Origin of the sequence: Microcoleus sp. K5-D4 (assembly GCF_036704575.1) — a bacterium.
In the GTDB taxonomy this organism is placed as follows: Bacteria; Cyanobacteriota; Cyanobacteriia; order Cyanobacteriales; family Microcoleaceae; genus Microcoleus.
Genome location: NZ_JAUBSD010000014.1, coordinates 38,773 through 54,772, shown reverse-complemented (window position 1 = coordinate 54,772; position 16,000 = coordinate 38,773). Strand labels below are relative to the sequence as shown.

At 46.5% G+C, this 16,000-nt stretch carries 14 protein-coding genes; 10 read left to right on the top strand and 4 right to left on the bottom strand.

Annotated elements, in window-relative coordinates; translation table 11 throughout:
• Nucleotides 1-191: 191 nt before the first annotated feature.
• The 4 genes from QUA77_RS06830 to QUA77_RS06815 all read left to right on the top strand — a co-directional run bounded on the left by QUA77_RS06830 (nt 192) and on the right by QUA77_RS06815 (nt 3,729).
• Nucleotides 192-962 carry a cysteine hydrolase family protein gene (locus QUA77_RS06830; protein ID WP_333449650.1) on the top strand — a complete coding sequence of 257 codons (771 nt, stop codon included), beginning with the start codon at nt 192-194 and terminating at the stop codon, nt 960-962.
• 213 nt (nt 963-1,175) lie between these two features.
• Nucleotides 1,176-1,628, top strand: coding sequence for a cupin domain-containing protein (locus QUA77_RS06825; RefSeq protein WP_333449649.1), 453 nt, complete (start codon nt 1,176-1,178; stop codon nt 1,626-1,628).
• 141 nt (nt 1,629-1,769) lie between these two features.
• On the top strand, nt 1,770-3,362 hold the full coding sequence (locus QUA77_RS06820) for a CocE/NonD family hydrolase (RefSeq protein ID WP_333449648.1): 1,593 nt from the start codon (nt 1,770-1,772) through the stop codon (nt 3,360-3,362).
• A gap of 19 nt (nt 3,363-3,381) precedes the next feature.
• Nucleotides 3,382-3,729: a DUF952 domain-containing protein gene (locus QUA77_RS06815; protein WP_333449647.1), complete on the top strand. Its 348-nt coding sequence runs from the start codon at nt 3,382-3,384 to the stop codon at nt 3,727-3,729.
• 127 nt (nt 3,730-3,856) lie between these two features.
• On the opposite strand, the gene QUA77_RS06810 is transcribed toward QUA77_RS06815, so the two are convergent.
• Nucleotides 3,857-5,107 carry a CCA tRNA nucleotidyltransferase gene (locus tag QUA77_RS06810; protein ID WP_333449646.1) on the bottom strand — a complete coding sequence of 417 codons (1,251 nt, stop codon included), beginning with the start codon at nt 5,105-5,107 and terminating at the stop codon, nt 3,857-3,859.
• 108 nt (nt 5,108-5,215) lie between these two features.
• On the opposite strand from QUA77_RS06810, the gene QUA77_RS06805 reads away from it, so the two are divergent.
• The 3 genes from QUA77_RS06805 to tsaB all read left to right on the top strand — a co-directional run bounded on the left by QUA77_RS06805 (nt 5,216) and on the right by tsaB (nt 8,306).
• Complete coding sequence (locus QUA77_RS06805; protein WP_006632635.1) at nt 5,216-5,464, top strand: Ycf34 family protein; 249 nt, start codon at nt 5,216-5,218, stop codon at nt 5,462-5,464.
• A gap of 263 nt (nt 5,465-5,727) precedes the next feature.
• Nucleotides 5,728-7,440, top strand: a complete 1,713-nt coding sequence (locus QUA77_RS06800; protein ID WP_333449645.1) for a serine/threonine-protein kinase — start codon at nt 5,728-5,730, stop codon at nt 7,438-7,440.
• A 2-nt stretch (nt 7,441-7,442) separates the two neighbouring features.
• Entirely contained in the window at nt 7,443-8,306 is an 864-nt protein-coding gene (gene tsaB / locus QUA77_RS06795) for a tRNA (adenosine(37)-N6)-threonylcarbamoyltransferase complex dimerization subunit type 1 TsaB (protein WP_333449644.1), read from the top strand.
• 29 nt (nt 8,307-8,335) lie between these two features.
• Here the strand turns inward: tsaB and QUA77_RS06790 are convergent, their stop codons facing one another.
• Nucleotides 8,336-8,599 (bottom strand): hypothetical protein, encoded by a 264-nt coding sequence (locus tag QUA77_RS06790; RefSeq protein WP_333449643.1) that lies wholly within the window; start codon nt 8,597-8,599, stop codon nt 8,336-8,338.
• Nucleotides 8,600-8,749: 150 nt separating this feature from the next.
• Between QUA77_RS06790 and QUA77_RS06785 the strand changes: the two genes are divergently transcribed.
• From QUA77_RS06785 to QUA77_RS06775, 3 genes are all read left to right on the top strand, one after another.
• The gene (locus tag QUA77_RS06785; RefSeq protein WP_445302064.1) at nt 8,750-12,049 is read left to right on the top strand and encodes a CHAT domain-containing protein; all 3,300 of its coding nucleotides are present in this window, start codon (nt 8,750-8,752) and stop codon (nt 12,047-12,049) included.
• A 33-nt stretch (nt 12,050-12,082) separates the two neighbouring features.
• Nucleotides 12,083-12,358 (top strand): type II toxin-antitoxin system ParD family antitoxin, encoded by a 276-nt coding sequence (locus tag QUA77_RS06780; RefSeq protein ID WP_333449641.1) that lies wholly within the window; start codon nt 12,083-12,085, stop codon nt 12,356-12,358.
• A gap of 71 nt (nt 12,359-12,429) precedes the next feature.
• Complete coding sequence (locus QUA77_RS06775; RefSeq protein ID WP_333449673.1) at nt 12,430-12,663, top strand: type II toxin-antitoxin system RelE/ParE family toxin; 234 nt, start codon at nt 12,430-12,432, stop codon at nt 12,661-12,663.
• 263 nt (nt 12,664-12,926) lie between these two features.
• On the opposite strand, the gene QUA77_RS06770 is transcribed toward QUA77_RS06775, so the two are convergent.
• Both QUA77_RS06770 and QUA77_RS06765 read right to left on the bottom strand, forming a co-directional pair.
• Entirely contained in the window at nt 12,927-13,748 is an 822-nt protein-coding gene (locus QUA77_RS06770) for an SDR family NAD(P)-dependent oxidoreductase (RefSeq protein WP_333449640.1), read from the bottom strand.
• Nucleotides 13,749-14,508: 760 nt separating this feature from the next.
• Complete coding sequence (locus QUA77_RS06765; RefSeq protein ID WP_333449639.1) at nt 14,509-15,942, bottom strand: carotenoid oxygenase family protein; 1,434 nt, start codon at nt 15,940-15,942, stop codon at nt 14,509-14,511.
• Nucleotides 15,943-16,000 lie beyond the last annotated feature (58 nt).

The window sequence follows — 16,000 nt, the reverse complement described above, 5'->3', positions numbered from 1 at the left end:
TATATTGATTTTTATTGTATGATTCCCAGGTGCTAACATTAACGATCGCCCAACGGTAATAAAGTTAATAAATTCTAATTTTTTATCAAAAAGTTACCACGGCTACTTAATTATAACAAAGATTTAAGATATGACAAGTTACTAACAATCAAATAGTTATAAGATTGAAATTGTTTTTGAGTCACAATCATATGAATCCTGATTCTCTCCGCACTTTGGGCGTACCGCCGAATGCTTGGAAAGTTGATGCCAAAATTGCCGATATCACGCGATCGCCGATCGCGCCTCAACCTGTTACCCTGGAAACAGAAACTAAAACCCTGCGTTTGGACTTAGCAAAAGCAGCAATGTTGGTGATAGATATGCAAAACGATTTCTGTCACCCCGACGGTTGGCTAGCACATATTGGCGTAGATGTAACGCCCGCAAGAACTCCAATTAATCCTTTAATAAATTTGCTGCCAAAATTGCGATCGCACGCAGTACCAATTATTTGGATAAACTGGGGAAACCGCCCCGATTTACTCAATATTAGTGCAGCTTCCCGTCACGTTTACAATCCCACAGGCGACGGCGTAGGTTTGGGAGATCCGCTGCCAAAAAACAACGCACCTGTACTGATGGCAGGGAGTTGGGCGGCGCAGGTTGTCGATGAATTAAAACCCAAACCGGAGGATATTTGCGTTGATAAATATCGGATGAGCGGCTTTTGGGATACTCCTTTAGATAGTATCTTGCGGAACCTCGGCAGAACTACACTTTTCTTCGGAGGAGTAAACGCCGATCAGTGCGTCATGGCTACGCTGCAAGATGCTAATTTCCTCGGTTACGACTGTATTTTAGTCAAAGATTGTACAGCTACGACATCTCCCGAGTATTGCTGGCAAGCTACTCTTTATAACGTTAAACAATGTTTTGGGTTTTTGTCGGATTCTCAGGCTATGTTAGAAGCAATTAAATAGCAGTCATCAGGGGAGTATCCCTCTGGAGTATAAAAAGCGTTTTTTAGGAGTGCGAGAGTCCCGCACACCAAAGCCTATATATCTCGCTTCCTGCTCTGATAGCGAACTCTCCTGTGATATCAATAAACTTTGGAGGTTGAGCGGCGGACTAATGACTCTGGATTCTCATTAATGACAGCAGAAACATAACCACTGACAACTAACAATAAAAAAATGACAAACCAGTGCGTGATACCTGTTATAAAGTCTCCGAAAGACTACCAAGCATTCCGCATCAGTCCGGGCGATACTAATAGATTAGCTATCGTCTTCGATCCGGTAATAGCTAATGTTTCATTAACAGTTTGCGTGGAGATTTTCGATGTGGGGGGAAAAACTCCTCCCAACCGCCATCAATTCGCAGTAGAAATGTTTTTTGTACTCAAAGGAAGAGGGCAAGCAACCTGCGACGGCAAAACAGTTAGTATTCAACCGGGAGAGAGTTTGTTAGTGCCTCCAACGGGCACTCACGTAATTGAAAATACGGGCAATGAACGTTTGTACACTTTGTGCATCATGGTGCCGAATGAGGATTTTGTGGAACTAATTCGCAGCGGTACACCAGTCGAACTCGATGAGGAGGATATGAGAGTGCTGGGGCGATCGGATGTACTCGTACCGTGCTAGGTTTGTAGTAAGAACTTGATGCCTAGGTTTGTAGTAAGGACTTAATTCTTTAGAAAAACCGCTAAAGCCCTTACTACGAACTTTTTTATTTGATATTTTTTAGGATTTATGCTGAAACTTTGTCCGAAAGAAACAGCGTCAATGCTAACTAAAGATGGCGTGCGTTTAGATGCTGACATCTACCGCCCCGATGCGGAGGACAAATTTCCAGTATTATTAATGCGGCAACCTTACGGAAGGGCGATCGCCTCTACAGTAGTATATTCCCATCCCGCGTGGTACGCCAAACACGGCTACATCGTTGTCATCCAAGACGTGCGGGGACGCGGCACTTCCGAAGGCGAATTTAACCCTTTTGTTAGCGAAACACAAGACGGGTTTGATAGCGTCAATTGGGCTGCTAATTTGCCGGGAAGTAACGGGAAAGTCGGAATGTACGGTTTTTCCTACCAAGGCATGACTCAACTCTACACTGCGGCTGCTAAACCCAGCGCATTAATCACAATTTGTCCGGCAATGGTAGGCTGCAATTTATACGCTGATTGGGCCTATGAAGGCGGCGCATTTTGTCTGCAATCAAATCTCGGCTGGGCAATTCAGCTAGCCGCCGAAACCGCTCGCTTAAAAGCCGATATTTCTGCCTATCAAGCCTTTTATGCAGCTTCGAGAAATCTCCCACTATACGATAGCGTGCCGGCGCGTCCTGAGATTATTAAAAATCTGGCCCCAGACTCATATTATCACGATTGGTTGGATAATTATCGACCGAGCGAGTATTGGGAAAAGTTATCGCCAAACATCAAAAATTTAGACTTGCCAATGCTGCACATTGGCGGTTGGTTTGATACTTATTTGCGGGGAACAATTCATCTTTACAAGGAAATGGCGAGCCGGAGTTCCTGTCCGCAGCATTTGATAATTGGCCCTTGGGCGCATTTACCTTGGGGGCGAAAAGTGGGAGCGTTGGATTATGGCTTTACAGCTTCAAATCCTGTGGATGAGTTGCAAATTCGCTGGTTCGAGCGCTTCCTCAAAGGAGTTGATACAGGAATATTAGACGATCTGCCTATTTCGCTATTTGAGATGGGGAGGAATGATTGGCGGAAATTTGATAAATGGCCTAATAATAATCATAAATCTTATTTTTTAGCAAGTAATGGACTTGCCGCGATGAGAGAAGATGCGGGTATTTTAACAGAGAGTGGCCCGGATGTTTGCACTGATGATATATTCGTACATGATCCTTGGCGGCCGGTGCCATCCTTGGGAGGTCACGCTGCATTTCCTGCAGGTGCGATCGAGCGATCGACAATTGACTGCCGCACCGATGTGTTAACATACACTTCGGCACCGCTAACAGCAGATTTGCACTTAGCTGGAGATATAATTGTCGAAGTATTTTGTACGGCAGATGCGCCGACTTTTGATTTGTGTGCCATACTTTCTGAGGTAAAAGATAGCGGCAGCGTCTACAATTTTACTCAAGGTTACGTGCGGGTGAATTCAGGTGAAATACCTGTAAGAATTGTGCTGCAAGCAACTTGTATGCAAATTGCCAAAGGTAATGCGCTGCGTCTGAGTTTGAGTGCGGCTTGTTTTCCCGCTTACGGCGTGAATCCGGGAACGGGTGCGCCGGACGGTGAAGCGCGGGCGATCGATGCTAAAATTATCACGCTGACAGTAAGTTGTGGCGGGAATTGTCCGTCTCAAATTTTGCTGCCAATTCTCAATTAAACCTAGAACTTATTCAATTATGAGCATTATTTTTCACATCACCAGCAGCCAAAAGTGGGAACAAGCAAAACAAGTTCAATCCTATCGCGGAGATACGCTAGATACTGAAGGATTTATCCACTGTTCGACTCTGCCACAAGTTCTTAGATCTGCTAATAAGTTTTTTGTGGGACAAACAGAATTGCTGCTGCTTTGGATTGACTCGGACAAAGTGCAAGCTGAAGTTAAGTATGAATATGCCGCCGGTGAAAATTACCCCCACATTTACGGGCCGCTGAATGTTGATGCTGTGTTGAAAGTTGTTGAGTTTGAACCGGCTGCCGATGGCAAGTTTGAATTGCCGGAAGAATTAAAAAATGTTGTTTAATATTCTGATTTTTTAGCCTTGTAAACTAACTTTTTAGGGCGGGCTAGAAGCCCACCCCACGGGAAAGTTAAATTTTGTGGAACGGGCATCTTGCCCGTTCTAATTTCTGCAATATATCAATTTAAACTTACTGATTAACCAACTCTGCCGCCAATTTCAGCGCATCTTCGCGAGTCGCAATTCTCCCCTCCACCCGCGCTAATTGAATCTCCATTAACACTTGACCGATGCGCGGACTTCGGGGCAATTTCAAATATTCCATTAAATCATTGCCGCTAACTAACTGTGTGGCATGAGCAATAATATCATCAGCATCAAGATAGCGATTAATTAATAGTGAAATATCCTCAACCGCAACTCCCGCCGCCACTGCTAAAACCGCTAAAACGGGAAATACTATTCCCACATCCCGAAACAAAAAATACTGTTCTCGCAAAGACATTTCCGCGATAGGTTTGGCTTGCAATTGTGGCAAGTATTTCAAAAGACCGATCGCACTTTTAATCTCAGCATTGCTGTACTTCAACCGCAGCAACTGGGCTTCAGCCATTGTCGGGTCAGAATCTGCCAAAATAGCCAGCTTCGCGACAGCCAACAAAGGCGTTTTAATTGTATCTCGAATCTGATGCCCGAATTCCTTCCCTAATTCCGGGTAAATTGCCGCTAATTTGTCAGCAGATGCGTCAATTTTTGTCAAAATATCAAAACGGTCGATCGCACTTTCAAACCAAATCGAAAACAAACCGTCTTCACAACCGCGACAAATCCAAGGAACACCGTTAGGATTGCTCAACAAATAACCCAATTCCGTCCGCACCCGTTCCACCGCTACCCGACTCAACAGCGGTGCTAATTCCCGAATCGCCGATTGAGTTTCAGGTTCGATCGCAAAACCCAACTGCGCCGCTTGGCGGTAAGCTCTTAATAACCTTAGCGGATCGTCCTCCAAATTTGACCGCGAAATCATCCGCAGCACACCCAACCGCAAATCAGTTTGACCGTCCAAAGGATCGATGATTTCTCTTGTAAAAGGATTGTAGGCGATCGCATTTATCCGAAAATCCCGGCGCAACAAATCCCCCTCCAGACTCCCCCCTTCCGCTTGCGCCAAATCCACCGTACCGCCCGCAAATACCACCCGCGCAATTTGGCGTTCCGCATCCAACAAGACAAATCCACCTTTCGTGCGATCGGCAATTTTTCGAGCAGTTTTCACCGCCCGTGTTAGCATAACGAAATCCAAATCAAAATAGTGCGATCGCCTCCCCAGCAGCGCATCCCGCACCGCACCGCCCACCAGATAAGCAGGCGGTGTCAGCAGTTCCAAATCAAACGGCCAAGTATCAGGAGATAATGAAGAGGGCAAATTAATCGGCATTGCAACAAAAATCTACTTTCCTTACAAACAATAAAACTCTTGCTACGCTAGATTAACAGAAAGCTCAATTTTCACCAATCTTTTTGAAATGCACAGAGGATATCAAGAATGTGTATTTGTATTAACTGCCACTATGTAGACCGCTGCTTCACCTACCACGCCGTAGAAGAACAGCACGAACAGCTTCACCTCACCGAAACACCCGATTTCGACCCCGTAGAACCCACCATCAACGTCAACATCCGCCCCCGCCAAGACGAAATTGAAATGGAATGGGATGTAGTCGGGTGTCAGAGTTTCAAGCAAGAGACCGGCAAATGGGCAAAATTGCGGCCAGGCGAACTCGTCCCGACTTAAGGAAGAAGGAAGAGGGAAGAAGGAAGTTCGGCAACGGATTCTGTAACGGATGTAACGGATGTCAGGAAGAAGGAAGAAGGAAGAAGGAAAAAAATAAAACGATCTCCTTTTCTTATTTCTTCTTTTTACCTAATTTTTAATTTTTCCTTTCCAATATTCAATTCCTAATTTTTAATTCCCAATGCCCAATTCCCCATTCCCCATTCCCCCTTCCCCATTCCAAATTAAAAATCTAAAATCTAAAATCTAAAATCTAAAATCCAATGTGCTATTGCTTAAACCCAACTTGTCAGAATCCGCAAAACCCAGGGGATGCAGAATTGTGCCAAAGTTGCGGCTCAAAATTGTTGTTAACTATTGACGCAGAAACGCCATCAGCATCTCGATACCGAACCATAAAGCCGATCGGGCAAGGAGGCTTCGGCCGAACATTTCTAGCAGTTGATGAAACCAAACCCCTGATTTTTTCGCAGTGCGTAATCAAGCAATTTTTCCCGCAAAATACCGCAGCAGAAAAAGCCGCTCAACTATTTCACCAAGAAGCAGCCCAGCTAGAAACATTGGGAAAACATCCCCAGATTCCCGAATTAATCGCGCATTTTGAACAAGACGGGAGACAGTATTTAGTACAAGAATTTATAGACGGCAAAAACCTAGCTAGAGAATTAGAACAAAAAGGAGCATTCACCGAAACTCAAATTCGGCAAATCCTCAACGATTTATTGCCAGTGCTCCACTTCGTCCACAAATCCAAAGTCATTCACCGCGATATTAAACCAGAAAATATCATTCGCCGCCGGCTATCTCCAGCCCCTTTACCCGCTTTAGAAAATTCCTATCAACCCTCTCCTTTCCAAAAAGATATTGTTTTAGTAGACTTTGGTGCAGCTAAGAAAGTAACAGCAACCGGCTTGCCGCAAACTGGTACAATCATCGGCAGTGCGGCTTATACAGCCCCAGAACAATTGATGGGGAAAGCAGTTTTTGCCAGCGATATCTACAGTTTGGGCGTTACTTGCATTCACTTGCTGACTGAAATTCCTCCCTTCGATTTGTTCGACAGTACAGAGGATTCTTGGGCTTGGCGAAATTATTTGAAGACTGCTGTTAGCGACGATTTCGGCCGCATCCTCGACACCATGCTTCAAAGTGCCACCAATCGGCGCTACAGTTCAGCATCAGCAGTCATCCGGCACTTGAACCCCAAACCGGTGTATTTAGACGCAGAGCCTGTGCTAGACGCGCCGGAAACGCCCGCAGAACGGGTGCTTACACCCGCGCCCGGTGTGTCGCTTTTCACTCGCCAAGAGCAAGCCGAAATTCAGCAAGCTTTGCAAGAGGCGATCGCCCCGTACAATGTTACAATCCAAGTCAGTCAAGCCAAGCAACAGCTCAATATCGTCATCAACAGAACCGAAGACAACCCCGTTTACTATCCGCACTTATCTCAAATAATTGCCACCAGACTCACCGATTTGCAGTTAAATAAAGTCGCAGCCGTGAAGCTGTTGGGAAGAGTCAACAATTCTCGCCGCCCGGAGTGGAAGCAAATATTGCAAATCGATCCCAAGATTAAATTGAGAAACAAACTCGTGCGGCTGCAACACAATCAATTAGTCAAGAAAATCGCCCCTGTTACTACCCAAGAATTTTGGCTGCCGAAGTTGAAAACTCAGGATTTTTGGATAGATGCGCTAATGTTTGCCTTAGTTTGGTTTATCTTTGGATCTCAAATAGTCATTTTTAATTCTTGGTTTGCGCTAATAGTTTCTTCTGGTTTTATGGCGGTGAAGCATCAAGTTTCCCAACACAAAGAATTTGCCAATAAAAATTTATTTGCAAGTTTAGTTGTGCTGTTTTTGATGACTGGTGGCATGGGGAATTCCAGGATTTTAAATACGGGAATATTTGGCATTCTTTTGGGTTGCTTAGTTGTGGCTTTGCCGCTGTTTTTTGTTAAGGAAAATTATCAGTAATCGTGAATAGCAATCCCCAAGACGGAACATCAGTTAAAAAATACGGCTTAGCCCTGAACACAGCTAGTCGCGAACTCGGTTTAGCCATCAGCAATTTTGCGGGGGATTCTCGCTGCCAAACTTGGAATTTGGATCGCGATTTAGCAACTCATTTGCATCAGTATTTAGTTGAGTTTATTCAGCCGCAAACTTGGGCGGATTTGGCTTTTATTGCGGTGGCGAAGGGGCCCGGAGGTTTCACGGGGACTCGGATGGGTATGGTGACGGCGCGGACTTTGGCCCAACAGTTGGATATTCCGGTTTTTGCGATTTCAACTTTGGCGGCTGTCGCTTGGGCGGAACCCCCCCAACCCCCCCTTGCTAAGGGGGGGCTTTTGAATACTGAACCTCCCCGCGATTTTGTAGGGGCGGTGCCCCCGTGCCCGCCCCCACCCACAGATGATTTCATGGGCATTTCAGGCATCGGGGCAACCACGGGGGGTTTGCCCCTACAAGAAAATGAACCCGCCCAGTCCCAACCAGGGCGGGCACGAGGGCACCGCCCCTACAAGGGGGGGCTTTTGAGAGAGGATATGGCGCTGCAAATGCCTGCACAGCGGGGACAATTGTTTGGGGCGGTTTATTCAGTTAACAAAGATTCGGGTTTAACTGAGTTGTTTCCTGATACGGTGATGACTCCTGAATCTTGGCAGGAAAAGTTGGATAATTGGGGGAATTCTTATCAGTTAATTGAAGTTGGTAGCGAGTTGGGTTGGTCGGTTTCTAGTGTGTTGGAATTGGCTTATTTGGAGTGGAAACAAGGAAGTCGCCCTGATTGGTCGGAGGCTTTGCCTTTTTACGGGCAACATCCGGTTAAGGGACACTGAATATTGGGAATAGGGAATTGGTAAATTGTTTATTTAAGGGCGATACAAACTTCGAGGCAAAAAGTTAATGTTAGGGGGTCTGGGTTTTCGGTTCGCAATCGATCGATCTCAGCTCGATCGCAGCCGCGAGATTCCATAAAATCGAGCATCCAGTTCGTTATTGTAGCGAGATCGATGTATTTTGCTCCGAGACAAACAGGGCAAATTTCTGGGCTGAGGATACCGGTGCCGCCGCATTCGGGGCAATCCCAGTGGCTGGTTACGGGATCGGGGGTAGTTGGGATGTTGTTCATGCTGGGAAAAAGTACGCGCGGCGTAGCGATCCTGCAGGGAATCGCACTACTCGTTAACTTTAGCAAAAATGCCGATCGCCCTTACTTCTTCCTGCCTTTACACTAAGCAGGCTAGTGAGTAAGATTGAAGCAAATACAAAAGGGCTGGCTATGTTCGATCGCACTCAATGGTTTTTGGCTGGTATGTCGATCGCACTTTCGCTTCAGTTAAGTCAGCCAGTGGCAGCAGCCGTGCCTGTTGGTAAAGCCGTACAAACAGCACAAACTAACAGTAGCGAGGCTGCCCAAAAAGTATATGTTGAAGGATTAGAACTCTATAATCAAGGAACGGCGGAAGCTTTAAGAGGTGCGATAGCCAAGTGGGAAGAAGCATTAAAGCTGTTTCGAGCAGTAGGCGATCGCGGCGGGGAAGCTATCACCCTCAGCAACATCGGCAAAGTCTACTCAGATTTGGGAGAAAAACAGAAAGCGCTAGAGTATTACACCCAGTCCCTTCCTCTGAGTCGGGCCCTGGGTGATCGCGGCGGGGAAGCTCGCAGCCTCACCAGCATCGGCACTCTCTACTCAGACTCAGGAGAGCCACAGAAAGCGTTAGAGTATTACAGCCAGTCTCTTCCCCTGAGTCGGGGCCTGGGCGATCGTAATGGGGAAGCTACCACCCTCATCAGCATCGGCAGTGTCTACTCAGGCTCAGGAGAGCCACAAAAAGCTTTAGAGTATTACAGCCAGGCCCTTCCCCTGTTTCGCGCTGTGGGCAATCGCTCCCTTGAAGCTATCACCCTCACCAAAATCGGCTTAGTTTACTCAGGATTGGGAGAAAAACAAAAAGCGCTAGAGTATTACAACCAGTCTCTTCCTCTGAATCGGGCTGTGGGCGATCGTCGTGGGGAAGGTATGACCCTTCACAGCATTGGTTTCCTTTACTCAGGATTAGGACAGCAACAAAAAGCGCTAGAGTATTACAACCAGTCGCTTCCTCTGAGTCGGGCAGTGGGCTATCGGGCACAGGAAGCTCTGACCCTCAACAATATTGGGGCTGTTTACTCAGGATTGGGAGAGCAACAAAAAGCGCTAGAGTATTACAACCAGTCGCTTCCCCTGAGTCGGGCAATCGGCGATCGCTCGCAAGAATCTATCACTCTCAACAACATTGGGAATCTCTACTCAGTATTGGGAGAGCAGCAAAAAGCGCTAGAGTATTACAGCCAGTCCCTTCCCGTGTTTCGTGCTGTCGGCGCTCGCTCGCAAGAAGCTGCGACCCTTACCAACATTGGGAATCTCTACTCAGTATTGGGAGAGAAACAGAAAGCTTTAGAATATTACAGCCAATCCCTTCCTCTGAGTCGGGCAGTCGGCGATCGCGGTGGGGAAGCTGCCACCCTCAACAACATCGGCGAGGTGTACTCAGAATTGGGAGAAAAACTCAAAGCGCTAGAGTATTACAGCCAGTCGCTTCCCCTATTTCGGGCAGTAGGCCATCGCAGCGGGGAAGCTACCACCCTCAACAACATCGGCTTAGTCTACTCAGATTTGGGAGAAAAACAGAAAGCGCTAGAGTATTACAGCCAGTCGCTTCCCCTGTCTCAAGCAATAGGCCATCGCAGTGGGGAAGCTACCACCCTCAGCAACATCGGCAGTGTGTACTCAGCTTTGGGAGAAAAACAGAAAGCGCTAGAGTATTACAGCCAGTCGCTTCCCCTAGTTCGGGCAGTAGGCGATCGCTCTGGGGAAGCTGTCACCCTTTACAATATGGCTTATGACAAACGCGATCAAAACAATCTTAGCGAAGCCCTCAACGACATTGAATCCTCTCTCAAAATAATCGAAAATCTCCGCACCAAAATTGCCAGCCCTGAACTCCGCAGCTCATACTTTGCGACAGTTCAGGACTACTACGAATTCTACATCGATTTGTTAATGCAACTGCATAAAACTAATCCTAAATCCGGTTATGATACAAAAGCCTTAGAAGCCAGCGAACGTTCGAGGGCCCGCAGTCTCCTCGAACTCCTCTTTGAAAGTAACGCCAACATTCGCGAAGGCATTTCCCCCGATTTACTGCAACAAGAAAAGAGGGTGCAACAGCAACTCGATGCCATTGAAAAGCAGCGCATCGAAGCAGTCAGCACCCCCAACCCCAACGCAAATAAAATCGCTGAAATCGACAAACAGCGCCTCGCACTGTTGGAACAATATCAGCAAATTCAAACCCAGATTCGTAGCGCCAGCCCCCGCTACGCTGCCCTCACCCAACCCCAACCTTTAACGCTGCCAGAAATTCAAAAACAGATTCTCGATGAAAACACGATTTTATTGCAGTATTCCCTTGGCACAAACCGCAGTTATTTGTGGGTAGTGACATCAACCGGGCTAACTAGCTATGAATTGCCAAAACGCGCACACATTGAAACAGCAGCCCGCAAATTTCAAGACGCAGTAACTAGCCGAATTCAGAGAGATATTCCCCAACAAGTTGCCGAAGCGAGTGCCAATCTGGGCAAATTAATTTTACAGCCCGCAGCAGCCAAATTAGGAAATAAACGCTTATTAATTGTTCCCGACGGCGTGCTGCACTATACCCCTTTTCTCGCGTTAACTCTTGACCAAACCCGGGGACAAAATACCAATGTTCCCTTAATTGTCTCACATGAAATTATTACCCTGCCTTCCGCCTCAAGTCTCGCCATTCTCAGGAAAAATTACGGAAATAGAAAACCGCCGGGCCAAACTTTAGCAATTTTAGCAGATCCTGTTTTCAGTCCAGACGATGAAAGAGTTAAAGGACAACTTACCCAAGCAACGACAGAAAAATTAGAAGCAAATAACCTGGGTTTAAATCGCTCGCTTCGTGCTTCTAATCGGCAATGGCCGCCCGAACGCCTCCCATTTACCCGCAAAGAAGCCCAAACAATATCCAGCTTATTCCCCTCAGCTTCTAGCAGTCAAATACTTGATTTTAATGCCAGTCGCACTACTGCTACCGATGGCAGTTTAGCCAATTATCAAATCGTTCACTTTGCCACCCACGGCCTTGCCAACAGCAAAAATCCCGAACTGTCAGGAATTCTGATGTCGATGATAGATGACAAAGGCAATTTTGTCAATGGTTTTTTGCGTCTCACGGATATTTTCAACTTGAAATTAGCGGCAAATTTAGTGGTTTTAAGTGCTTGTCAGACGGGAATGGGACAGAATGTTAAAGGCGAAGGAATGGTGGGATTAACGAGGGGTTTTATGTATGCAGGTGCTCAGCGGGTGGCGGTGAGTTTGTGGAGTGTGGATGATGAAGGGACTGCTGTGTTAATGCAAAAGTTTTATCAAAAAATGGTGCAACAAAAATTAGCGCCGGCGGCAGCTTTGAGGGCGGCACAGATGGAAATGATGCAGCAGGAAAAATGGAAATCTCCCTATTATTGGGCTGCTTTTACCTTGCAAGGGGAGTGGAAATGATATAATAGTTAGAGGTTCTCAGAGGTAAACCCCATGAAAATTACTCTCAAGCCTGAGCAGCAAAAATTCATAGAAGCACAAGTTACAAGTGGCAGATATCCTTCGGCGGAGGAGGTAATCGCAGCGGCATTAGAACTCCTAGCCGACAAGAGTGAGCCCAAAGAGAGCAACAGCTATCACAAATGGGTAGAAGAAACGCGACCAAAAGTATCAACAGGAATAGATCAACTCGATCGCGGTGAAGGGATTGATGGAGAAATAGTCATAGCAAGATTGCAGGAAAAATTTCGGAAAATGCGGGAGAACTAAAGATGAGTCGCTACATTGTTTCTCCAGAAGCGAGGATCGATTTAGATGAAATTTAGGATTACTTTGCAGCTATAAATATTGAATCCGGAGAACAGTTTGTCGAGGAGTTCAATCGCAAGTGTCGCAATTTAATTAACTTTCCTAATATGGGCCGTAGTTACGAGGAACTAGCTGCTTCTGTGCGGGGGCTTCCTCTCATGGGTTACATTATTCTTTATCGGGCGATAGACAGTGGAATTGAAATTATCAGGGTGGTGAAGGGAGAACGGGATTTACGGTCGCTATTTTCTGAGGAGGATGACTGATATCAAATCCGGTAGCATGGGAATTAATATTACTCACAGTCAGGACACGGCAGTGCCGTGTCCCTACAATTAATGGGGGTAGGGACACGGCACTGCCGTGTCCTCTATATCATTCCGATGCAACCGGAAACGATATGACTAACAGTTAGAGTGTTTGCTAAATGTAAGGTGCGCTTAGGAACGGGCAAGATGCCCGTTCCACAAAGAATGAGTTTTCTTGTGGGGAGTAGGGGTTGGGCCGGAAAGCCCGCCCATAAAAAGGTTTATCGCCCGCTAGCTAAAGCCTCCCGCAATTTACGGCCCCGCGATTTATCCCGAAGTTCTGGAGTCGCCATCCGCAACACAAAATCCAGCAACCAAGGCGCAATTCGGTGACACCAAACTGCTAGATGACTTTGATATCCTACTAAGATTTCCGGCGCATCTTTGTGCAATCCCGCGACAAGTGCTAGGGCAACTTTTTCGGGAGTTGTGGGCACTACCCAGCGAAATTGTTCCAAGTCTCGCACCATGTCGGTATCTGTTAGAGAGGGCAATAAAGCTGTGACTCGAACGTTGTACTGACTTAACTCGCTGCGTAAAGCTTGGGTGAATCCCAAAATCGCAAATTTGGTAGCAGAATAAGTGGCCATTGTGGGAGCGGCAATTTTTCCCATCAAGCTCGAAACATTGACGATTGTTCCCTCTTTTTGAGTCGCCATTCGCCGAGCTATCAAGCGGGTAATTGTGTAGGTTCCCAGCAAATTTAAGGCGATTTCTTCCTCGATTAACGGCAGTGGCGAACGCAAGAAAGATGCTTGGTGCGCGACACCCGCACAGTTGACTAGCAGGTGGATCGGGCCGCAATCTCGCCAAGCTTGGGCGATCGCAATATTCACCGCTACTGACTGAGTTAAATCCAAAGCTAACGGCACTACTTCTGTGCCAAAAAGATCGATTTCCTCTGCCAGTTCAATTAATTGCCTGCGGTTGCGGGCCACAATCAACAAACGTTTGACTCCTTGTCTCGCTAATTCCAGGGCGATCGATCGCCCAATTCCGCGCGAAGCTCCTGTAACAAGAGCTGTTTTTCCTTGAAGTTGCATAGATTAAACCTTTTGGTTGATGCTCATCGCGGCACGGAGTTATGAGTTGTGAGTTGTGAATTATTAGTTATGAGTTGAATGTTTTGGCGATAACAACTCATAATTCATAATTGTTGAAAAGGCTATCTTGTTTCGATAGACCTCATCTATTTGTGGGGTTAACTCAAAACTAAAAACTGTTGAATCGCTAACGTGCGCGTGAGTTGAACTAAACTTTACTTTGGGTTTGCCAGAAATCAGTCCAATATCTGGTCTTTTAACCTCATTCCAGCAGACCAAGCTGAGATGAGAAAACCGAGTCGGAAATCATGGTCAAGCGGGCTTTATTACCGCTGTTTCTTCAGTTCGCGGAGGCGGACTTTGCCTGTGTAGCCGCGAATTAAACTCGCCTGGGATTGGCGATCCGCGAATTGGTCATTGAGCGGGGTTGGAGAACCCCTCTTTCTTCACTCCGTGGAGGCGGATTTTGCCTGTGCAGCCGCGAATTTATTCGCCGGGAATATTCGCCGGGATTGGTTATTCGCCAGGGCTTAATTACCCCTCTTTTTTTAGTCCGCAGAGGCAGACGATATCCTGTGCAACCGCGACTTAAAATCGCCGGGGATTCGTGCGAATTGGCACAGGATAATTGAGCAATGCAGATTATCAATTCCACACCTCCTAGATATGAGAATTTCCTATCTACACACACCTTAACAACTAGAAGTTAAAGCGGCAACAATTTTTAATAAATCTTCCGCAACACTTCTTTACAATTTTCTCATACTGCCGATTTCCAAGTGCCGTGAAAGCCCAAAGGTATGACACCGGGCAATTCTAGCTTGCAAACAGGGGAATCAGAAAGTCCGTCGCTGTCAAATATCCAGACTTCGCTGCTGTCAGAATTGCCGTCGTAAATAACTGTTACTATCCAACCTTTCTCCGAGGAAATATCTGGAACGTAGATGGGCTCTGCGGGATAGCGATTTTCGCCCAAGTCGGCAATTGTGAGATTGCGGGTTTGCGTGTCGAAACGGGCGATCGCACCATAACGTTCCGGTACAATATCAACGTCAGGCCGATACATTGCCAGATAAATATATCGTGAGTCTTGCCCTACTTGTGAAGCAGGTACCGTCGGAAATTCGCAAGGTTGATCCAACAATTCTTCGGCTGCTGTCACTTTGCCAGTTTGAGGATTGAGATGCACCCGCCACAGAGTCCCCTCCGCATCGGTGCGAGTTTCGCCCGCCGCTACTTCTTTCAGTCGCTGATTAGTTTGAAAGTCAGCGAAGCGCACAAAATCTACAGCCACCGAACCATCTTCCTTGACAAAACCGTTAGCAAAATGCCACTGGAACCAAGGTTCGGTTTCGCCGCGACTAACTAAAGATAGAGTTTCTGAGTCAAAAACTAATATCTGAGTACCTAACTCCGGTTTCCACTTAAACGACTCGCTATAACTGCTAATTCCCGTTAACAATGGCAAAAAATTGACTTGCACCGGCGGGATAAAAAATATCAGATACTTTTCCGCAAAAACAAAATCGTGGAGCGCGTAAATTCCATCTAAAGCAAATGTTGATTGTTGCACGACTTTGCCCGTAAAATCGCTTTTATACAGATTCAACTTTGTAGTCGCACCGTTGGTAATTCCAAAGTTGAAAATATTGCCAGTAATCGGGTCGCGCTTGCAGTGAGCAGAATAAACAAATTTACTATCTAAACTGCCTAAATCGTCCGTTCCCTGAGTTTCCAGGGTTTGCAAATCGAGGCGGTGAGGCGGGCCACCTTCCCACAATGCCAAAAGGCGATCGGGCAAAGCTAAAACAGAAGTATTGGCAGCATTTTTAACAGTTTTAGTCCACCGCAACCACACAGGGCCCGGTGCTGTCATGCCATAATTACTGTAGAGAAATTTATCAGCTTTTTCTTCAGCTAGATATCCCGCTGTTTGCACGTAGCGATAAACAGCCGTAGCACCGACATCGGTAAAATGTACTGCCAAAATTGCACCGTCGCCATCAAACCAGTGTCCCGCAGCAACACCGCCGCGTTCCAAACGTCCGGGCCCGTTGCGGTAGAGACTGCCGCGCAATCCTGCAGGAATTTTACCGCTTTTAACGGATAACTGAGTCAGCGGAAATTCCGCAGCCGGACGGGCTAAAGCTTGAGCCCAAGATTTTTGAGCTGAGATTTTAGTGTCTGTTTTCATTTGAAACTGGCAATTTTAAACTGATATTGCAGAAATTTTCCTTTACAATTATAGCAAA